The organism is Janthinobacterium sp. Mn2066 (assembly GCF_049319705.1).
GTDB lineage: Bacteria > Pseudomonadota > Gammaproteobacteria > Burkholderiales > Burkholderiaceae_D > Janthinobacterium.
On the sequence record NZ_JBMOUF010000005.1, the window covers coordinates 164,816 to 184,713 of the forward strand.

Below are 19,898 nucleotides of genomic sequence, written 5' to 3' on the forward strand. Positions count from 1 at the left end.
TTACGCCTGCACTTTCGCCGCGACGCTGCCTGCACCATACCCCAGCAGCCGTTTCACCACCTCTTTCTGGAAGCTGCGAAACTCGCGGTCGGCGCTGATGTTGGCAAAGGCCAGCACGGCGGTCTTGCTGGCCTGGTCGAGGCAGACGATGGAAGCGGCGCCGGGGGCGTTGCCGCTATAGCTGGCCAGGGCCGTGCCATCAAGGTCGCGCAACTGCCATACCAGCGCCTGGCGCAGCGAGGGATCGGTGGCCAGCATGGCAGCGGACATGGGCATTGCCTGTGGCGCCAGAAAGGTGTGCACGGTGCTGTCCTGCAGATACGATTCTCCGTCGACCTTGCCGCGATTGCTGAAGATGGCCAGGAAGCGGGCAAAGTCATGCGCCGATGTGCGCAGCTGCCCCGCGGGCCAGTCCGGATAACCGACAGGCTGCAGCAATTGCACGCCCGGTTCCTTGTCGGCATAAGGCTGGGCGAGGACGGCGCCGCGCGGCAGGCTGGCCAGGCTCCAGGCCGTATTGTCCATCTCCAGCGGTTCGAACAGCCTTGCGTGCGTATAGGCGTCCAGGCCGTCCGTCTTGATGCGGCCCACCAGGTAGCCGAGCAAGGCGATGCCGACATTGCTGTAGCGCCACTGCGTACCGGGGCGGGCGGCGAACGACAGCTCCGCGTCATACCAGGCGCCGCCGCGTGACAGATAACCTGCCAGGAAGTCGCGCAGGGGCAGGCGGGGATCGCCGTGCACGGCAAACGCCCTGGTTTTTTCATACACGGTATCGGAAATGCCCGAGGTATGCGTCAGCAAATGGCGGAAGGTAATCGGTATATCGGGAAACTTCGGATGCATCAGGGGAAAATCCAGATAGGCCGCCACTTTGTCGTCGAGCTGGAAGCCCCCTTGTTCGAGCAGCATCATGATGGCCGTGGCGGTGACGAGCTTGCTGACGGACGCGATATGAAACACCGTGTCGGCGTCGGCCTTCTGGCCGGCCTGCACATCGGCCCAGCCATAGCCGCGCGCAAAGACGGTCTTGTCACCGCGCACGACGGCCACGCTCATGCCCGGCGTTTCCGTTTTCGCCAGGTTGTCTTGCATGAAGGCATCGAATTCTTTTTCCCAGGCAAGATGTGCCGAATTGACGGTATTGCTGGCGCAGCCGGCCTGCAGCAGGGCCAGTGAGACGCCCAGTCCCAGCACGCTTCTACGTTTCATCTTGTGTGTTTTCCTCGCTGTGACTGCTGATGAGTGTATTGTCCGCCCTGCAAGAGGTCGAATTTTTGACTATATTAGCAACCTTTCAGGCTGGCACGGCGCAAATATGCGGGAAGATTGCTCAGACGTAATATCAACCGGCGATCAGGGATGCCAGTAGCGGTCCAGCAATGGTTTGACGCTGAGCCCATGCATGATGATGGACAACATCACGACGACGATGGTGATGTTGCTCAGTTCGCGCGCCAGCGCAGGCGGCAAGCCATGATGGATGGCGTAGCACAGGTAATACACGGAACCGATGCCGCGCACGCCGAACCAGGCGGCCAGGCCGCGCAGGCGCAGGCTGGTGCCGGACGCCAGCAAACCCAGCATCACGCTGCAGGGGCGCGCCACCAGCAGCAGGAACAAGCCGGTGGCCCAGGAACGCCAGTTCCAGGCCACCGCGCTGATGGCGCCGCCCAGCAGCAGCACCAGGGTCAGCTCGGATAGCCGCTCCAGGTGCTCCTTGAAGACCAGCGCTTCGCCGCTGACGGTGAGCGGCGCCTCCGGTTCGGCGGGCCGGGTGGCGGAACTGGCGTGCACCTCCTCGGCCTGCAGCAAGCCTTGCCGGTCCTTGCGGGCGCCGGTCAGCACCAGTTCCGTCTGGCGCAAGGCCACGCCGGCAAAAAAGACGGCCAGGAAACCCCAGGCCTGCAGCCAGTCCGCCAGGCCATACACCAGCGCGATCAGGCCCAGGCCCGCCAGGTCGTCCAGCACTTCATGCTTCGGGTCCTTGCCGCGCAATTGCCAGCCCAGCCAGGCCAGCAGCGCTCCACCGGCAATGCCCAGCGCGATGGCCGCCGCGCTGGCCCACAGCAAGTCGTGCCAGACCCAGCGGATGCCATGGTCGCCCAGCTCATGCAGGCCCAGCAGTCCCAGTCCCAGCATCACGAAAGGAAAGCCGGTGCCATCGTTCATGCCCGCTTCGCAGGTGAGGGTAAAGCGCAGATGGTCGCTGTCGCCGGCGCGCCGCACCTGCACGTCGGTGGCCAGCACCGGATCGGTCGGCGCCAGGATCGCTCCCAGCAGCACGCCTGCGCCCAGCGGCAAACCCAGCACCAGGGTGCAGAAAGCGGCCACCAGCGCCACCGAGAGGGCCATCGACAGCCAGGCCAGGCGCAGCGAAGGCAGCCAGCGGGCCAGGCTGAACGGCACCGGCATCTTCACGCCGGCCGAGAACAGGGAGATCAGGACGGCGATTTCCGTCAGGGTTTCCAGCAGCGGCGCCTGCTTGATCAGATCGATGGAAAACAGGCCCAGGAACATCGGACCCAGCAGCAGGCCGACGCCCAGGTAGGCCATCGCCGAAGTGAAGGGCAGGCGGGCGATGCTGGTGGCGGCCAGGCCACGCGCCAGCATCAGGCAGCCGATCAGGATGAACCAGGCAGTGATGCTCATGGACGCCAGCCTTTCTCGGGTGAATGCAGGCGATTCATTCTAGCGGCGCGCCGGGATAGGCAGCGCGCCGCTGGTTTTCAAGCCTTGTTCAGCATCGATGGCAGACTGTCGTTCTCAGCCTGCATAGTTTCAGTCTGCATGCTGATCGGATCATGCGTAGCGCGCACGCGTGGCAGGCCATGCGGATAATTGGCAGCAATAAAGGCCAGCATCTGTTCGCGCACCAGGTAGCGCAGGGCAAACACCTCGTCCGAATTCTGCGAGCTGACCAGGAAGCGCACGCGCATGGCCCGTTCATTGGCGTCGAAGACCACCACCGTGCAGGCGCGGCCATCCCATTGCGGCGCTGCTTCGCAGATACGCCGTAGTTCCTCGCGCAGCGGTTCCAGCGGGATGCTGAAGTCCAGCCACAGGAACACGGTGCCATGCAGCGTGGTGGAATTGTGGGTCCAGTTTTCAAACGGATTTTCTATAAACCATTGCAGCGGCACGATCAGGCGGCGCTCGTCCCACACGCGCACCACCACGTAAGTGCCTTTGATTTCCTCGACCTTGCCCCATTCGCCATTGACGATCAGCACGTCATCGATGCGTATCGGTTGAGAAAACGCAATCTGCAGCCCAGCGATGAAATTGCCCAGCACGGGACGAGCGGCAATACCGGCCACCAGGCCCGCCACGCCGGCCGAGGCCAGCAGGCTGGCGCCGATCTGGCGCGCGCCAGGCAAGGTCAGCAGCACGAAGGAAATCCCCAGCATGACGACCACCGCCTGCGCGCTGCGCGTGAGCACGCGCGCCTGCGTGATCAGCCGGCGCGCCCGGATGTTGTCGGCCATGTCGACCGGATTGATGTCAGAAATGGTGATGCTGAGCGACTGTATGCATTGCATCGTCAGCCAGGTCAGGCCGACGATCAGCGCCACATTGGCCAGGTGCGACATGGCAACCAGCCCCGGCGTATCGTCCGGCGCCCCGGCCAGCACCATGCGCAAGCCGAAAATGACCACGCACAGCTGGCTGGAACGAAACGCCACGCGCGTGACGGTGGTGGTAAACGGGCGCCCATTGGCCAGTTTTTTCAGCAAACTTATGCCGGCGCGGTGCACGCCGATGGCGACCAGGGTGACCAGTAGGGCGGAAACCAGCACGGTCAGCGCAGAGCGCAGCGGGCCGCCCATCAGAGAATGAAACGTGGTGAGATCCATAGGCGAAAACTCCTTCTTTTAATGGAATGGATGTCGGTAAGTGATGCTTAACTGGCTATTTTACGGGGAGAGGGCTTGATGAGGATGTACGTTGCCAAACGGATAATGCAGATTGGAGCGTGTTTTTAATTGAAGTGCGGGCCTTGAGTCGCGGGCCTGAGAAAATGGCCATGGCTGCGTTGCTTGGGCTCACCGTACATGCGTACTGTCTTCGCCCGGCGCGCCTGGGTTTGACAACTCGCTGACCATTTTTCAGGCCCTCTGGGCCCGGGGAGCCTTTGCTGGGGACTTGGGCTGGGGCGGGTTTTATCTGGTAGCTTGGGTTGGAAGGGCGGCTAATATTTTGCTGATGGGTGAGGTCGGATATGAATGGCCCAAACTGTCCGGTACATCCTTTGGATGCGCCGTCTCATCTTAGATTCATCTCAGCCAGAAAAATTAAAGTTCATCTCAAACACATATGAAATTTGCCATCTTTTTTTCCTTGGCCTATCAACGACGCCGAGCTATTTTAATTCAAAGTGATGTCCTGCCTTCTTAAGAATTGCCGCCAACCTGTAATCTCGCACAATTTTATTGTCCTCCCCACCACCTTCCGTTTGATCCCCTCCTGAGTAAAAAGCATCTCGTGCGCGGAGTTCAAACAATTCCTCTGCCTTTTGCAATGACGCTTCAATTGACAAGCCTTTTGACGATCTATCCAGGATATCAAAATACGTTTGATAAGTACGAGAGGCCAAATGACCATCTGGCCTGGTTGCTAGCATTTTAATTTCTTTTGATGCGTCAACATTAAATTCTACTGAAGTAAAATTAAAGAATAATGTAGATGCGATTAAATAATCAAGTCGTTGTTCTGGCATGTCGGCACTGGCATAGTCATATTCAAGATGCATGGCCTCGCCATTCAAATATGAAATAATCATTGCCTTTTCCAGTGGCAAATCCCGATACACTTTCGCTGTAGGATCAAGCTTTGCGAGCAATTCGGCACTATTGAAAATATTTTTTTGACATTTTTTAAGTAACGCGTCTGGATCCTCTTGATGCCTCCATTTGACCAGTGCTTGCATCAGCTGACACTTAAAGAGTTGTCGTGCATTAAGTGCTAGAAGTTGGTAATTCTCATCCATCTGTGCGGCGGCCAATCCTTTTTCAGCCCGTGCTTCGCGTTTGGAAAACGAATCTATAATTTCATGAGCTTGCATTTTTTCTTTCTTATTTGTGGGAGTTGCTACGGGCGAAAGGGATAGTGCCATTCATCCACGATCTCGTCCACTAGCAGAATATGAGTTGCCCTTCCGATACAAACTACCAGATGAAACCCGCTCAGGCCCATATGGTAGAACTACCCTGTCACCGATTGCCTCCAGACGTCAATAGTGTTCAGATAGAGTTAAAAAAGCCCGCGCGTGGCGGGCTTGGATCAGGGCTTTGCGACAGGCAGCGTCGGCGCTGGCTGGGCGTAGATAACTACGGGAGCTGGCGGGGGAGGAGGGGTTTTAGGGGGAACATTGTTGAGAAGGAATGTCATCAATGAAATTCCAATCACGCCTAGCCCCATGACGATGCCGGCCACCCATTTGACGGTGTCGGCTGTTGATTTGTGCAGTGTCGCGTCGAACTCGGCAAACTTACGGGCGAGCAGCAGCTCCATGGAGCTTAGCCCTGCCGCCAACTTCGTATCGATGGGGCTTCTACTCGCATATCCATCCTCGTTTCGATAAGTTCGAGCCTGCGCTCCACTCGTGCAGACGAAGTCGCTAATTTTGCATCCAGCTCTGCGTGTGTGATATCTGCCATTTTTGGTCTACCTACGTCTCAGAGATGCTGCCTTTAGTCTACGCTGAAAATCGACTAAGGATATATTCGATATCAATATGAGTTGCCAGTATGAGTTGCCTTCCCGATGCAAGCTAGCAGATAAAATCCGAATATACCAAAGTCCCCAGCAAAGGCTCTCCGGGCCCAGCGAGCCTGAAAAATGGTCAGGGCAAGGCGCGCAGGGCGAAGACAGTACGCATGTACGGCGAGCCCAAGCAACGCAGCCCTGGCCGTTTTCTCAGGCCCGCGACTAAAGGCCCGCACTTTTTAATTTATGCGCCTGTAATCGACGTGACCGCCTTTTCCTCTCCCAGATGACGATACCGGTTACTGACAGCATCGCCACCATAATCCCCATGAGCGACATCATTATCCTCCCCGGCAACCCCAGTATGCGGCCGGAATGCAGGGGAAACTGTAGCTGAACAAAAACATCAGCCGCCGTACCTTCCCAGGGCTTATGCTGGCCTATGACCTTGCCATCCATCCCATCAATATAAAGATTCGACAGCCCCATGCCGGCTGAGCCGAACTCGTCGGCAGGGTCGAAAAACGAGACGTTGTAGAACGAGTAATTGCCGCCGTAATAAATGCCGCCCAGGGGCGCGCTGATGCCGCGTTGCACGGCTTCCTGCTTGGCGATATTGGCCGCCTGCTCAAAGCCGATGGCGGGCTTGAGGAAGGTGCCGTACGGCGCCGGTGTTTGCGTTTCATACGGGCCTGGCGTGGTTTTCGAGACCAGCGACATGACGGGGTAAAACACTTCGCGGTAGAGGTTGAGGGAAAACGAAGTGAACGCCACCACGATGATGATGCCCCACACCCACAAGCCGCCCGCGCGGTGCAGGTCGAAGTTGAGCTTGTAGCCGCTGGCCGCCCAGCGCACTGCCCATGATGGTTTCCAGCGCTGCCACCAGTTGGCGGCGTCGCGGTGGCGCGGTGCGTCAGGGCGCTCGCGCAGGCGGCGCGGGGTGGTCAGGTAGAACGCTACCAGGCTGTCGAGCAGCCATATCAGGGCGACCGTGCCCATCAGCCAGTAACCCCAGCGGTCGGTGCCCCAGAAGGCGGGCACGTGCAGGCTGTAATGCAAGTGGCGCAGGAAGGGCATCAGGCTGCGGCGCGACAGGGAAATCGCGGTCGAGTCGCGCGTGCCCGTGATCTGACCCGTGACGGGGTCCACATACACCGTGTTGTAGTCGAGCACATAGGGCTTGCCGGTGGCCGGATCGGTCAGGGGGCGCACCAGGAATTGCGCCGCATGGCCTTGTTCCAGGCCCAGGCTCATGTAATTGACTTCCACCCGCGGGTCGGCCGCTTCCGCTTTTTTTGCCAGCAAGAAGGGGGACAGCAGCGGGCCGCGGCCCGGCGTGTCCATGATGTCGGCGTTCAGCCACTCGTCCAGTTCATGGTCCCAGGACGTGACGGCGCCCGTCAGGCCGGCCACGATGAGGAAGAGGGCGATGGTCAAGCCGGCCCAGCGGTGTAAAACAGTCCAGAAAGCGCGCATGCGGTACAAACCTTTATCAAAAACAGCTTGTTGCCGCTGCCTCCGCTTGGAGTAATGGGAATCGTTCGCATTTTCCGCCGCGTCGCTGTTTTTGGCAAGCGGCTTGGGTTTGCAAGCGACTTCCATCATGTCTTTACATTCACAAATTTCATATAAACAAGCATATTTTTCTTCGTATTCAGGCATTTTTAACTTGTATATACTTTTTCTCGTGGTGATGTCCTTTACCGAAGTGCCGTTCCCCACATGTCAGGCGCTGGCGACGATCTCGCCCTGGATGCCCGGCTTCAATGGCGCCGCTGGCGGCGCGTCATCTTCTTATGCTGGCACCCGACCTGATTGCAGTACACAACGCTGGCGCATGCATCGATAGCAAGTAAAAACATCTTAAAAATAATAGTAAAAACCAAACAAGGGGTACTGATGGGTAAGCATTTGATTGGATACGGCACGCTGGCCGTGTTGTCGGCTGGCGTGATTGCCTCTGCGCAGGCTCAGCAGCAAAGCAGTCCGGCGCCGGATACGGGTTCCGACACCATAGAACAAGTCAACGTGACGGCCACGCGCTCGGCGGGCGCGGTCGATGTGCAGAAAGTGCCGGCCGCCATCACGGTCTTGCAGCCGGAAAGCCTGGCCAAGTTTGGCCTGGGCAACCTGGTCGATATCGCCAGCGCCGTGCCGGCCATGAGCGTGCAGTCGCAAGGTCCTGGCGTCAACAACATCACCATGCGCGGCCTGGTGGTGCGCGGCATCGTGCCGTCGGAAATCCAGGATGCGTCCCTGGTGGCCGTGTATGTCGATGACATGCCGGTGACCTTGAAGTCGGGCAACCCGGACTTGAAAGTGCTGGACCTGGAACGCATCGAAGTGCTGCAAGGCCCGCAAGGCACTTTGTTTGGCGCCGGCGCCATGGCTGGTGCGGTGCGCCAGATTACGCAAAAGCCCGATACCAACGATTTATTCGGCTCGGTGGAAGCGGTCGGTTCGCGCACCTCTGGTTTCGGCGGCAATAATCACAATCTGCGCGGCATGGTCAATATCCCCCTGAAGGATGATGTGCTGGGCTTGCGCCTGACCGGTTACACGGGCAACGATTCCGGTTATATCAAGAACGCCTTGACGGGCGGCACCACCAACGCCGTGTCCACCAACCAGGGGCGCGCCGCCTTGCGCCTGAAAGCCTCGCGCGACCTGACGGTGGACGCCAGCATCACGGCTTCGAACGTGAAGGCCGGCTTGAACGATGCCTACGCCGACCTGGCGCCATTCACCACCATCGCCTTGCTGCCGCAAAGCAGCAATGACAACCTGCAACTGTATAACCTGGCCGTCAATTACGATTTTGGCCGTGTCCAGCTGGTGTCATCCACTTCCTATCTGCACCGCGATACCTTTTACCAGCAATCGGCCCAGTATCCCGCCACCGCCTTTGTGTTTGGCGGGCAGCTGCCGCTGATGGCGGCGGCCTATCAAATTGGAAACAAGGTCACCGATTTTGCCCAGGAATTCCGCTTCAATTCGAAAGATGCCGGGCCGTTCAAGTGGACGGCGGGCGCCTTCCTGGAAAGCGGCAAGCGCAATGTGGTGCAGAATGAACCGACCATCGGTTTCGATGCGCGTTTTGCAGCCACGCGCAATTTCCCTGGCTATAACTCGCAAACCAATGAACTGGCCTTGACCCCGGACAATTTCTTCTCGGGCTTGCAAAACACCAAGTCGCGCCAGGTGGCCCTGTTTGCCGAAGGCACCTACACCGTGTGGGACAAGCTGGACTTGACGGCTGGCCTGCGCCTGTTCCGCGGCACCCAGGATTTCGACCTGCGTTTCTCTGGCCTGTTCGGCAACCTGGTGGGCGCCACGCCGACCACGGTGGGCATCCCTGAAACCAGCGCCAGCAGCGCCACTTCGCAAGGCGCCAACCCGCGCTTTGCCGCCGCCTACCGGGTAGACCCCGACCATATGGTGTATGCCAGCGCCGGCAAGGGTTTCCGCTACGGCGGCAATAACCAGCCCGTGCCCTTCAACTTCTGCGGCGTCCACGCACCGTCCACGTTTGCACCGGACAGCCTGTGGAACTATGAGCTCGGTTCGAAAAACACCTTGCTGGACCGCCGCATGACGTTCAACGTCAGTCTCTACCGCATCGACTGGAGCGATGTGCAAGTGTTCAACAAGCTGCCGTGCACTTATTACTACACCTTGAACGCAGGCAAGATTCGCAGCCAGGGCCTGGAAGTGGAGTCCGCCTTCAAGCTGAGCCGCCACGCCACGTTCGGCTTGAGCGCTTCGTATAACGATGCTTACGCCAGGGAAACCGTGGTGACTGGCATTGCCGCGCAAAACATTCCGGCCGGCAGCCGCACTCCCTATGCGCCGCGCTTTGCCGCCAACGCCACCCTCAGCTACAGCATCCCTGTGAACGGCAAGGATGAGGTCGGTGTCTCGGCCAGCTACGCCTACCGTGGCAATGCCTATACCAACTTTGCCAAGGCGCAAGGCAGCTACGAAGAGATCCCCTCGTCGAACATGGTCAACGCCACCCTGACTTACAAGACGGGCGCGTACGAGTTCGGCCTGTTTGGCACTAACTTGACGAACGGCACCAAGATCAATGACGTGACCAGCAATGTCATCGCCATCCAGCCGGGCAACACCTTGTTCCTGGCGCAACCCCGCACCATCGGCCTGCGCGTCAAAGCGCGTTTTTAATGGATGTCGTTTTTACCCCGCCCCAAAGCCAACCCGGGGTCGGACCCTGCAGGGCCCGACCCCGGCACTTTCGACGTTGGGGTGAATAAGAAATATGCTGGACTGTTTGAGTGAACGGCTTTACCCGGTGCACTGCACTTTTTCTGGAGACTGAGATGGCAAGTATTGTAAGTAGGGCCAAGCCGATGCTGGCGTTGATCACCATGGCCCTGTTCGGCGGGACAGCACTGGCCGCGCCGGATGCCGGCATTACCATCGGTTCCAAGATCGATACCGAAGCATCGCTGTTATGCCCGATGGTCAGGCTGGCATTGGAAGCGAACGGCATCAAGGTCAAGGAAAAGTGCGGCACGGGCGCCACGCAGGTGGTGCGCAAGGCCTTGCTGGAAGGGGAGATCGATGTGTATCCCGAATACAGCGGCAATGCGCCGTACCTGATCAAGAACGTCAAGTTTGAGCCGGGCATTTTCAAGGATGGCGCCAAGGGGTACGCGGCCGGCGCCAGGGCGGACCTGGAACACAACCAGATTGTCTGGCTGAAACCGGCGCCAGCCAGCGTCAGCTATGGCCTGGCCATCCCGCAAAAGCTGGCCAAGGCAGAGAACCTGGTCACGCTGGCCGACCTGGCGCGCTATATCAATGCGGGCAAGACTTTTAAAGTAGTGGTCAGCCAGGAATTCGTCGACCGCGACGATGGCTTGAAGGCATTTGAAAAAGTCTACGGTTTCAAATTGAAGCCGGCGCAATTGATCATCCTGCCGGGCGGCAATACGGCCCAGACGGAAACGGCGGCGGCGCAAGGCACCAGCGGCGCCAATGCGGCCATGGCGTACACCACCGATGGGCAATTGCCTGCGCTGGGACTGGTGGCCCTGGCCGATAACGCGGGCGCTGTCGATGTCTCGCAACCGTTGTTGACGATCCGCAGTGCGGCGCTGAAGAAATATCCGCGCATCCCCGCCATCATCGATCCGATTTTCGCCACGCTGGATGTAGCGACCCTGTCGCGCCTGAACGCGAAAATCGTGGTGGGCGGCCAGTCCGGCGCCAAGGTGGCGGAGCAATATCTGAAACAGAAGGGTTTCCTGAAATGACGACGGCCATCCGCTTGCCTCGCTTGCCTTTGGCCATCAAGTCCGGCCTCAGCTGGCCGGGCCTGTCCACGCGCCCCAGCAGCATCGCCTTGCTGGCGGCGCTGCTGGGCTTGTTGTCCCTGCAATGGCCATTCGTGGTGCTGCGCCAGAACCGCGTGATGCCGCTGGGCGATGACTATTCCTTGCTGTCGCTCAATGCGACTTTTGCTGGCCTTGCCGCTGCCGGCTGGCTGCTGTTCGCCGTCAGCGCGCTGCTGGTCCCGGGCAAGCTGCGCAAGGCCGCTCTGGCCTTGAGCCTGAGCCTGGCCGCCGGCGCCAGCCTTGCCGCCCTGACCTGGGGCGCCCAGCATTTGACGATTGATAACGAATTTTCCCGCGTCAGCATTGCCGCTGGCGCCTGGAGCAGCCTGGCCGCCATCTATATCGCCCTGTTTGCGCTGCAATCGGAAGCGCCCTGGTGGTTATTTGCGCCCTTGCTGGCGCTGGCTAGCCTGGCCGTCACCGCGCCGTATGGCCACCTGGGCATCGTGCTGGAATACCAGGCCGTATCCGATGTATTCCAACAGGAATTGATACGCCATCTGCTGCTGGTGGCCGCCACCTTGCCGCTGGCGATACTGGCGGGCGCGGCCATCGGCTTGCTGGCCGTGCGTCAACCTGCGGCGGAAGGCGTGTTGCTGAGTGTCACGAGTTTCTTGCAAACCGTGCCCTCGATCGCCTTGTTCGGCTTGATGCTGCCCTTGCTGTCTGCGTATGGACGCCATGTGACGGTGGCCGGTGCGCTGCTGTTTGCTATTGCCTTGCTGGTATTTGCAGGCGCGGGCTGGCTGCTGCTGCAGCGCTGGCCGCAGCCTTTGTTGTTGACGGTGTATGGCGTGATCGTCGCGCTGGGCTTGCTCGTCCTGTTGCCGGTATTGGCTATTTCCGTGTATCAGCTGCTGGCCAATGGCGCCGAGTTTATTGGCAATTTGCATCTCTCGGCCAGCTTTGCCGACCTGGGGCTGCGTGGCCTGGGCGCGGCGCCGGCCATCGTGGCGCTGGTGCTGTACGGCATCTGGCCCATCGTGATCCAGACGCATACGGGCTTGAGCAGCGTGCCGGCCGCCATCCTGGAAGCGGCGCGCGGCATGGGCATGAGTGCGCGGCAAATTTTCTGGCGGGTGGAATTGCCGCTGGCCGCGCCTTTCCTGGTACAGGGGTTGCGCGGCGCCTTGCTGCTGCTGATCGGCTTGAGTACCGTGGCGGTGCTGGTCAATGCGGGCGGCCTGGGCTTCTTCCTGTTGCGCGGCACGGAACAATCGGTGTCCGACCTGGTCTTGCTGGGCTCCCTGCCGGTGGTGGTGCTGGCGTTTGCGGCCGACGCCATCACGCGCTCGCTGGCCTGGGCTTTAACCCCGCGCGGAGGATGAGCATGATCCGTTTGAATCAGATCGATAAACACTATGACAGCGTAGTCGCGCTGAACCGCGTCAACCTGGAAATCGAGCACGGCAAGCTGGTGGTGCTGATCGGCCCGTCCGGTTGCGGCAAGTCAACCTTGCTGCGCGTGGTCAACCGCATGATCGAACCGAGCGGCGGCCAGATCTTCATCGATGGCAAGGATGCGCTCGACATCGATCCCGTGCTGCTGCGCCGCTCGATCGGCTATGTGATCCAGAGCGCAGGCCTGTTTCCGCACCTGACAATACGTGAAAACGTGGCCGTCGTGCCCCATCTGCTGGGCTGGAGCAAAGCCAGGCGGCTGGACCGCGCCGACGAGATGCTGGCGCTCGTGCAGCTCGATCCGCATAAATTCGGCAACCGTTATCCGAAGGAATTGTCGGGCGGGCAGCAGCAGCGCGTGGGCATCGCCAGGGCGCTGGCGGCCGATCCCGCCGTGCTGCTGATGGATGAACCGTTCAGCGCCGTCGATCCGATTACGCGCGAGCAATTGCAGGAAGAGTTGCTGCGCATCCAGCGCGACGTGCGCAAGACCATCGTGTTCGTCACGCACGATATCGATGAAGCGATACGCCTGGGCGACAAGATTTGCCTGATGCGCGACGGGGCGGTGGTGCAATACGCCGATCCCGACACCATCTTGCGCCACCCGGCCGATGCTTTCACGGCGCAATTTATCGGCCAGGAGCCGGAATTGAAACGCCTGGGCCGCCACAGCGTGGGCGACTTCATGCGCCCCGGCACGCCGGAACATGGCCTGGCCGGCGCCGAGCGGGTAGGGCAGGCGAGCAGCGCGCGCAGTGCGCTCAGCAAGTTGCTGGGCGGGCAGCCGGCCTTGATCGTGGTCGATGCCAGCGGCGCGGCGGTCGGCCATGTCTCGCTGTCTGACTTTGCGGCGCTGGCATGAGTAAATTTTTCTTCAACCGTCAAGCGCTGGGCTTGCTGTGCTGGCCCTTGCTGTGGCTGGTCTACAGCCATGAAAGCTGGTGGCAAGCCTTGCTGGCGCCTTTGGGCGAGCCTGGCCAGCCGGTGCTGTATGAACGCATCAGCTTGCTGGAAGCGGCCCAAAGCCATGTGCTGATCGTGGCCGTGGCGATGGCCGGCGTGCTGCTGCTGGGCTTGCCGCTGGCGATCTGGGCCACGCGCAGCATCGGCAAGACCTTTTTGCCGCTGATCGCCAATGGCGCCACCATCGGCCAGACCTTGCCGCCCGTGGCCGTGCTGTTCCTGGCCACGCCCATCTTCGGCTTTGGTCCGCAAGCCATCATGTTTGCCCTGTTCGCCTATGGCTTGATGCCCACCGTACAGGGCGCCTTGACGGGGCTGCAGCAAGTCGATGGCGATATCAGGCGGGCCGCGCAAGGCATCGGCATGGGCGCCTGGCGCCAGCTGTGGGCCGTGGAATTGCCGCTGGCCTTGCCGGCGATACTGGCCGGCGTGCGCACCAGCCTGGTGTTGTCGGTGGCCACCGCCTCGCTGGCGCCGATGGCGGGCGGCGTCAGCCTGGGCACGCCCATCGTCTCCGGCCTGGCCGTCAACAATGCCACGCAAGTGATGGAAGGCGCGCTGGCCGTGGCCTTGCTGGCGATCGCCTGCGATTACTCGATGCGCGTGCTGGAACGCTGTCTGACGCCCTGGCGTTAAGGAAAACCCTATGAAAATGGAAAACCCGATGGTCTTGTTGGATGAAACTGCGCTGGACTGGCGCGCCGTGGCCCGTGTGGCGCTGGGAGCGCCGTTGTCGCTGAGCCCGCGGGTGCAGCAGCGCTTGCGCAATGCGCGGCAGATTGTGGAGCGTATCGTGGCCGATGGCGTGCGCGCCTACGGCATCAATACGGGCCTGGGCGCCTTGTGCGAACAGGTGCTGGAACCGGCCTCGCTGGCCACTTTGTCACTGAATACCCTGAAAAGCCATGCCTGCGGCGTGGGCGAAGCCATGCCGGACGCGCTGGTGCGCGCCATCATGTGCGCCCAGATCGCTAACTACAGCCATGGCAAGTCGGGCATCAGTCCGGAACTGGTCGATGGCTTGCTGGCCTTGCTGAACCTCAACCTGACGCCGCTGGTGCCGGCGCGCGGTTCTGTTGGCTACCTGACGCATATGGCGCACATCGGCTTGCCGCTGGCGGGCCTGTCGCAGGTGCGCGTGGCTGGCAAGGTGGTCGGGGCGAAACAGGCGCTGGCCGAGGCCGGTTTGCAGCCTTTGATTCCGGGCGCCAAGGATGGCTTGAGCCTGGTCAATGGCACGCCGTGCGTGACCGGTTTGCTGAGCGTGGCCTTGCACCATGCCGAGCGTTTGCAGAAGTGGGCCGATATCGTCGCCGCCATGAGTTTCGAGGCGCTGCGCGGCCAGACTGCCGCGTTTGATGCAGAGGTGCTGGCGTTAAAGCCGCATCCGGGCGCACAGCGCGTGGGCCGCAACCTGCGGACCTTGCTGGCCGGCAGCGAGGTGCTGGCCCAGGCGCAAGGCGTGCGCACGCAAGATGCGCTCAGCCTGCGCGCCGTGCCGCATATCCACGGCGCCACGCGCGACCAGGTCGAACATGTCGCAAAGCAAGTCAATCTCGAACTGGCCTCGACCACCGACAATCCGCTGGTGCTGGGCACGCCCGATGCTTACCGGGTCGTGTCGCAAGCCCATCCGCATGGCCAGTCGATGGCGTTTGCCGCCGATGTATTGCGCATTGCGATGGCCGAACTGGCCGGCGTGGCCGAGCGCCGCATCGACCGCCTGGTCAATCCGCTGGTCAGCGGCTTGCCGGCCTTCCTGGTGGAAAACAGCGGCGTCAATTCCGGCCTGATGATCGTGCAATACGTGGCCGCTTCGCTGGTGGCGGAAAACAAGGTCTTGTCGCAGCCTATGGTGGTCGACAACTATGTGACTTCGGCCTTGCAGGAAGACCATCTGAGCCTGGCCACGCCGTCCGCGCTGAAAACCCTGCAAGTGATCACCAATGTGGAACGGGTGCTGGCGCTGGAATTGCTGGCGGCCGGGCAAGCCTTGCAGTTTTATCCATCCGATACGTTGGCGCCGGGCACGCGGGCCGTACTGGCCTTGCTGCGCGAACATGTCGCGCCCTATACCGAAGACCGCATGCTGGCGCCCGATATCGAGGCGGCGACCAAACTCATCCAGGACGACGGCGGTATCCACCGCATCGAAACGCTGCTCGATATCAGGCTGTAAGGCAACACGGGAAAACCTATGGGATTGCAAACCTACAAACACGCGGCCGGCTCCGAGTATATCGATGAAGAGCAGCATCTGCATGTTTCCAGCGAGCGCGGACGCCGGCTGTGGCTGGCGGAATGGCCGACCTGGCTATTGATCGTGACTATCCATGCGGGCTGGCTGGGCACGCTGTTTTTCTGGCATGAGATCGGCACCGTGCCGGCCACCTTGCTGATGATCTGGTGGTGCGCCTGGTATATGTCCTTGCAGCATGAGCTGATCCACGGCCATCCCACGCCCTGGCCCTGGGTCAACCGCCTGTTCGGTTATGCGCCGCTGGCCGTCTGGTATCCGTATAAACTGTACCGCGACAGCCATTTGCGCCATCACGTGGATTTTCACCTGACCATGCCGGCGCTGGACACGGAAAGTTATTATGTGTCGCCCGCCGTATGGGCCGGCATGAGCAAGCCGATGCAAAAGCTGCACTGGCTAAACAAGACTTTCTGGGGCCGCATGCTGGTCGGTCCGCTGCTGTCGATCACCGGCGCCTGGAGCCAGGTGGTGCGCCAGCCTTTGCAGGGCAACTGGCATTATGTGCCGATGTGGCTGATCCACTATGCCATGCTGGGCGCCATGCTGTGGGCCATCGACCGGTATGTTGGCGTGTCGCCGCTGTATTATCTGCTGGCCATTTCCTATCCGGCCCAGTCGATTGCCAAGATACGCTCGTATTATGAGCACCGGCCGGCGGAAGAGCACAAGCAGCGCATCGTTATCAATGAGGCGGGGCCCGTGTTCCGGCTGCTGTTTTTGAACAATAATCTGCACCTGGTGCACCATGATTTTCCGTCGCTGCCCTGGTATCTGATCCCGCGTGTGTACCAGGCCCGGCGGGCCGCGTATATTGCGCGCAGCGGCGGTTTTTTTGTCAATGGATATGGCGAGCTGATACGCCGCTTCGGCTTCAGCCCCATCGATGCGCCCGTCCACCCGCATATGCCTGAGCCGGAGTAGCTGTATGACCTGGAAAGTAGCCTTGCCCATGTATAACGTCTCGCCGGCCGTGCGCGAGGCGTATGAAGCCTTGCTCGATACGGTGCTGGACGCATTGCGGGCCGATGGCTGGCAGGGACAGGTCGCGCTGGTGCGCGATCCTGCCTTGCCAGGTCTGTGGCAGCAGCCAGACTTGCTGTTCGGCCAGACTTGCGGCTACCCGTACATGACGCAGTTGTCAGGCCAGGTGCAGCTGATCGCCACGCCCAGCTATGCCATGCCTGGCTGCAGCGGCAGCGATTATGCGAGCGCCATCGTGGTGCGCAGCAACGGGCCCATCCGCAGCCTGGCGGACGCGCGCGGCCTGGCCGCCGCCGCCAATGACGCTCACTCCAACAGCGGCATGAATGTCTTGCGCCATGCCGTGGCGCCGCTGGCGGTCGATGGGCGCTTCTTTGGCAAGGTGACCTGGTCGGGCAGCCACCATGCCAGCCTGGGCCTGGTGCGCGAGGGCGCGGCCGATATCGCGGCCGTCGATTGCGTCACGTTTGCCTACTTGCAGCAAGAAAATCCGGCCTGGCTGGAAGGGCTGTCCGTCCTGCAATATTCGGCGTCGTCGCCCGGTTTGCCGATGATTGCCGGCGGGCAGGTTCCAGCGGAGGTGGTGGCCCAATTGCGGACGGTGTTGCTACAGCCAAACCCGGCGTTGCAACAGCTTATGCATACCTTGCGCATCCGCGCTTTCGAGCATCGGCCGCACGGCGATTACATGCGGATTTTGCAGCTGGAACAGGCCGCGCAGGCAGGCGCTTATCCCACATTGCGATGAGGCTGGCATAGTGCAAATAACGCATGTTAAGATGCCAATGTAGATTCCTCATGGAAACAATCAAGGCGGAACAGGCATGCGTATTGAAGATCGCAACAACGTCCGGGTGGCCGAGCCGCCCGCCACCCCGCAGCAGCAGGGCGCTGCAGCCACCATCGTGTTTGTACATGGCTTCGGTTGCGACCAAACCATGTGGTCTTATCTGGAACCTTTGTTCCGTGTGCGCTACCGTACGGTGCTGTTTGACCTGGTCGGCAGCGGGGCGTCGGACCTGGGTGCCTACGATTTCGATAGCTACGCCAGCCTCGATGGGTATGCCCGCGACCTGCGCCAGATCATCAAGGCCGTGGCCGATGGCCCGGTGATTTGCGTCAGCCATTCCGTCAGCGCCATGAGCACCTTGCTGGCGACCCTGGCCGAGCCGCAACTGTTCAGCGCGCAAGTCATGCTGGCGCCATCGCCATGCTACATCGACGACCCCGCCACCGGCTATAAAGGCGGCTTCAGCCGTGAAGATATCGACGACTTGCTCAATACCATGGACAGCAATTACCTGGGCTGGGCCGCCACCATGGGGCCGGCCATCATGGGCGTGCCCGGGCGGCCGGGACTGGGGCAAGACCTGGCGAACAGCTTTTGCCGCACCGATCCCGATATCGCGCGCCATTTCGCGCAAACCACTTTTTTGGCCGACCACCGCGCCGATTTGCCGCACAACCTCACGCCGGCGCTGATCGTGCAATGCGACGACGACTTTATCGCGCCGCTGTCCGTGGGCAGCTATTTGCGCGAGATGTTGCCGCACAGCCATTTGCAAGTGATCGAGAATGCGGGACATTGCCCGCACATGAGCGCTCCTGACACCAGCTACCGCGCCATCCGCACCTTCCTCGACGGCCTGGGCCTATGATGCGCGACGCCATGCCATCCCTGCCAAATGCCGACAGCCTGTTCCAGCACGCTGCGTGCGGCTTGCTGCTGTGCGCCACGGATGGCACCATCCTGAAGGTCAACGCCACTTTTTGCGGCTGGCTCGGTTATACCGCGATCGACTTGCTGGGTAAAAAAAAGCTGCAGGAATTGCTGACCATCGGCGGGCGCATCTTCCACCAGACCCACTGGACGCCGCTGATGCAGGTGCAGGGCATGGCGTCGGAAGTCTTGCTCGACATGCGCCAGCGCCAGGGCCAGTCCGTGCCCATGCTGTTCAATGCCGTGCGGCGTGAACACGATGGCGTGCTGTATGACGAGATCGCCGTGTTTGTCGCCACCGACCGGCGCAAGTATGAACAGCAATTGCAGCTGGCGCGCAGCAAGGCCCATGCGCTCAATGAGGAACTGGCGGTGGCGGACCGGCGCAAGGATGAATTCCTGGCCACCCTGGCGCATGAACTGCGCAATCCGCTGGCGCCCATGCGCAACGTGCTGGAAGTGCTGAAGCTGGCGCAGCTGGACGACCCGAACCTGAGCTGGGCGCGCGACGTGCTGGGACGCCAGCTATGCCATATGACGCATCTGGTCGATGACTTGATGGAAGTGTCGCGCATCACGCGGGGCCGCCTGGAATTGCGCCGCCACAGCGTGGAACTGGCGCCCGTAGTCGAGGCGGCGCTGCATAGCGTGGCCACGCTGGTGGCCGAATCGGGCCATCGCCTGCACGTGGAGCAGTGGCCAGACGCCATCTGGCTCGACGCCGACGCCACGCGCCTGGGCCAGATGATCGCCAACCTGCTGACCAACGCCGCAAAGTACACGCCGGCCCAGGGGGCGATCTGGCTGACGGTGTCGCGCAGCGGGGACGAGGTATTGATCAGCGTGCGCGATTCGGGCATCGGCATCGCGGCCGAACACTTGCCGCGCGTGTTCGACATGTTTTCCCAGCTGGAGCCGGCCCTGTCGCGCTCGCAGGGCGGCCTGGGCATCGGCCTGTCGCTGGTGCGGGGCCTGGCCGAATTGCATGGTGGCAGCATCAGCGCGCATAGCGACGGCGTGGGGCAGGGCAGCACGTTTACCTTGCGCCTGCCCTTGCCGGCCACGCCCGTGCCGGCTCCCGCGCCATCGGCGGCCAGCCGCCAGTTGCAGGCCGGCTCGCGCGACGGCAAGGTGCTGGTGATCGACGACAGCGCCGACGCGGCCGAAAGCCTGGCGCTGGCATTGGATATCCTCGGCTACGAGATGCGTACCGCCTACGACGGCGCGGCCGGCATCGCGCTGGCGGAAAGCTTCCAGCCGCAAGTGATCCTGCTCGACATCGGCCTGCCGCGCATGAATGGCTACGAAGTGGCGCGCCACCTGCGCAGCCAACCCTGTGGCCGCGACGTGATCCTGGTGGCGGTGACCGGCTGGGGCCAGGACAAGGACCGCAAGATGGCCTCCGACGCCGGTTTTGACTTGCACCTGACCAAGCCGGTGGATTTTTATGAGCTCGATACGGTGTTGCAGAAGATGTTGAAGACAGCGTGAGAGCAGG

Annotated in this window: 16 protein-coding genes; 10 read left to right on the top strand and 6 right to left on the bottom strand. The window is 61.2% G+C overall.

Going from position 1 to position 19,898, the window contains the following annotated elements; translation table 11 throughout:
* The 6 genes from ACL9RI_RS11285 to ACL9RI_RS11310 all read right to left on the bottom strand — a co-directional run bounded on the left by ACL9RI_RS11285 (position 1) and on the right by ACL9RI_RS11310 (position 7,188).
* On the bottom strand, positions 1–1,212 hold the full coding sequence (locus ACL9RI_RS11285) for a serine hydrolase domain-containing protein (protein WP_422726665.1): 1,212 nt from the start codon (positions 1,210–1,212) through the stop codon (positions 1–3).
* Between the two features lie 144 nt (positions 1,213–1,356).
* Positions 1,357–2,652: a cation:proton antiporter gene (locus tag ACL9RI_RS11290; protein WP_422726666.1), complete on the bottom strand. Its 1,296-nt coding sequence runs from the start codon at positions 2,650–2,652 to the stop codon at positions 1,357–1,359.
* Positions 2,653–2,729: 77 nt separating this feature from the next.
* Positions 2,730–3,857 carry a mechanosensitive ion channel family protein gene (locus ACL9RI_RS11295; RefSeq protein WP_422726667.1) on the bottom strand — a complete coding sequence of 376 codons (1,128 nt, stop codon included), beginning with the start codon at positions 3,855–3,857 and terminating at the stop codon, positions 2,730–2,732.
* A 506-nt stretch (positions 3,858–4,363) separates the two neighbouring features.
* The gene (locus tag ACL9RI_RS11300) at positions 4,364–5,116 is read right to left on the bottom strand and encodes a hypothetical protein (RefSeq protein ID WP_422726668.1); all 753 of its coding nucleotides are present in this window, start codon (positions 5,114–5,116) and stop codon (positions 4,364–4,366) included.
* Between the two features lie 167 nt (positions 5,117–5,283).
* The gene (locus tag ACL9RI_RS11305; RefSeq protein ID WP_422726669.1) at positions 5,284–5,514 is read right to left on the bottom strand and encodes a hypothetical protein; all 231 of its coding nucleotides are present in this window, start codon (positions 5,512–5,514) and stop codon (positions 5,284–5,286) included.
* Between the two features lie 417 nt (positions 5,515–5,931).
* Entirely contained in the window at positions 5,932–7,188 is a 1,257-nt protein-coding gene (locus ACL9RI_RS11310; protein WP_422726670.1) for a PepSY-associated TM helix domain-containing protein, read from the bottom strand.
* Positions 7,189–7,611: 423 nt separating this feature from the next.
* Here ACL9RI_RS11310 and ACL9RI_RS11315 point away from each other — a divergent pair, with 423 nt between their 5' ends.
* From ACL9RI_RS11315 to ACL9RI_RS11360, 10 genes are all read left to right on the top strand, one after another.
* Positions 7,612–9,897: a TonB-dependent receptor gene (locus tag ACL9RI_RS11315; RefSeq protein WP_422726671.1), complete on the top strand. Its 2,286-nt coding sequence runs from the start codon at positions 7,612–7,614 to the stop codon at positions 9,895–9,897.
* 155 nt (positions 9,898–10,052) lie between these two features.
* Complete coding sequence (locus ACL9RI_RS11320) at positions 10,053–10,991, top strand: glycine betaine ABC transporter substrate-binding protein (protein WP_422726672.1); 939 nt, start codon at positions 10,053–10,055, stop codon at positions 10,989–10,991.
* On the top strand, positions 10,988–12,400 hold the full coding sequence (locus tag ACL9RI_RS11325; RefSeq protein WP_422726673.1) for an ABC transporter permease: 1,413 nt from the start codon (positions 10,988–10,990) through the stop codon (positions 12,398–12,400). The genes ACL9RI_RS11320 and ACL9RI_RS11325 overlap by 4 nt, the downstream gene beginning before the upstream one ends.
* 2 nt (positions 12,401–12,402) lie before the next feature.
* Positions 12,403–13,338, top strand: a complete 936-nt coding sequence (locus ACL9RI_RS11330) for an ABC transporter ATP-binding protein (RefSeq protein WP_422726674.1) — start codon at positions 12,403–12,405, stop codon at positions 13,336–13,338.
* On the top strand, positions 13,335–14,075 hold the full coding sequence (locus ACL9RI_RS11335; RefSeq protein WP_422726675.1) for an ABC transporter permease: 741 nt from the start codon (positions 13,335–13,337) through the stop codon (positions 14,073–14,075). The genes ACL9RI_RS11330 and ACL9RI_RS11335 overlap by 4 nt, the downstream gene beginning before the upstream one ends.
* Positions 14,076–14,085: 10 nt before the next feature.
* Positions 14,086–15,618, top strand: coding sequence for an HAL/PAL/TAL family ammonia-lyase (locus tag ACL9RI_RS11340; protein ID WP_422726676.1), 1,533 nt, complete (start codon positions 14,086–14,088; stop codon positions 15,616–15,618).
* Positions 15,619–15,636: 18 nt separating this feature from the next.
* Positions 15,637–16,620 (top strand): fatty acid desaturase, encoded by a 984-nt coding sequence (locus ACL9RI_RS11345; protein ID WP_422726677.1) that lies wholly within the window; start codon positions 15,637–15,639, stop codon positions 16,618–16,620.
* A 4-nt stretch (positions 16,621–16,624) separates the two neighbouring features.
* Positions 16,625–17,428, top strand: a complete 804-nt coding sequence (locus ACL9RI_RS11350; RefSeq protein WP_422726678.1) for a phosphate/phosphite/phosphonate ABC transporter substrate-binding protein — start codon at positions 16,625–16,627, stop codon at positions 17,426–17,428.
* A gap of 76 nt (positions 17,429–17,504) precedes the next feature.
* On the top strand, positions 17,505–18,338 hold the full coding sequence (locus ACL9RI_RS11355; protein ID WP_422726679.1) for an alpha/beta fold hydrolase: 834 nt from the start codon (positions 17,505–17,507) through the stop codon (positions 18,336–18,338).
* Positions 18,339–18,349: 11 nt separating this feature from the next.
* Positions 18,350–19,891 (top strand): ATP-binding protein, encoded by a 1,542-nt coding sequence (locus ACL9RI_RS11360; protein ID WP_422726680.1) that lies wholly within the window; start codon positions 18,350–18,352, stop codon positions 19,889–19,891.
* The last annotated feature ends 7 nt before the right edge of the window (positions 19,892–19,898 follow it).

What these genes read in the sequence shown, in the direction of transcription:
- ACL9RI_RS11285 (WP_422726665.1), bottom strand. Translation starts at nt 1,212, where the DNA reads ATGAAACGTAGAAGCGTGCTGGGACTGGGCGTCTCACTGGCCCTGCTG.
- ACL9RI_RS11290 (WP_422726666.1), bottom strand. Translation starts at nt 2,652, where the DNA reads ATGAGCATCACTGCCTGGTTCATCCTGATCGGCTGCCTGATGCTGGCG.
- ACL9RI_RS11295 (WP_422726667.1), bottom strand. Translation starts at nt 3,857, where the DNA reads ATGGATCTCACCACGTTTCATTCTCTGATGGGCGGCCCGCTGCGCTCT.
- ACL9RI_RS11300 (WP_422726668.1), bottom strand. Translation starts at nt 5,116, where the DNA reads ATGGCACTATCCCTTTCGCCCGTAGCAACTCCCACAAATAAGAAAGAA.
- ACL9RI_RS11305 (WP_422726669.1), bottom strand. Translation starts at nt 5,514, where the DNA reads ATGGAGCTGCTGCTCGCCCGTAAGTTTGCCGAGTTCGACGCGACACTG.
- ACL9RI_RS11310 (WP_422726670.1), bottom strand. Translation starts at nt 7,188, where the DNA reads ATGCGCGCTTTCTGGACTGTTTTACACCGCTGGGCCGGCTTGACCATC.
- ACL9RI_RS11315 (WP_422726671.1), top strand. Translation starts at nt 7,612, where the DNA reads ATGGGTAAGCATTTGATTGGATACGGCACGCTGGCCGTGTTGTCGGCT.
- ACL9RI_RS11320 (WP_422726672.1), top strand. Translation starts at nt 10,053, where the DNA reads ATGGCAAGTATTGTAAGTAGGGCCAAGCCGATGCTGGCGTTGATCACC.
- ACL9RI_RS11325 (WP_422726673.1), top strand. Translation starts at nt 10,988, where the DNA reads ATGACGACGGCCATCCGCTTGCCTCGCTTGCCTTTGGCCATCAAGTCC.
- ACL9RI_RS11330 (WP_422726674.1), top strand. Translation starts at nt 12,403, where the DNA reads ATGATCCGTTTGAATCAGATCGATAAACACTATGACAGCGTAGTCGCG.
- ACL9RI_RS11335 (WP_422726675.1), top strand. Translation starts at nt 13,335, where the DNA reads ATGAGTAAATTTTTCTTCAACCGTCAAGCGCTGGGCTTGCTGTGCTGG.
- ACL9RI_RS11340 (WP_422726676.1), top strand. Translation starts at nt 14,086, where the DNA reads ATGAAAATGGAAAACCCGATGGTCTTGTTGGATGAAACTGCGCTGGAC.
- ACL9RI_RS11345 (WP_422726677.1), top strand. Translation starts at nt 15,637, where the DNA reads ATGGGATTGCAAACCTACAAACACGCGGCCGGCTCCGAGTATATCGAT.
- ACL9RI_RS11350 (WP_422726678.1), top strand. Translation starts at nt 16,625, where the DNA reads ATGACCTGGAAAGTAGCCTTGCCCATGTATAACGTCTCGCCGGCCGTG.
- ACL9RI_RS11355 (WP_422726679.1), top strand. Translation starts at nt 17,505, where the DNA reads ATGCGTATTGAAGATCGCAACAACGTCCGGGTGGCCGAGCCGCCCGCC.
- ACL9RI_RS11360 (WP_422726680.1), top strand. Translation starts at nt 18,350, where the DNA reads ATGCCATCCCTGCCAAATGCCGACAGCCTGTTCCAGCACGCTGCGTGC.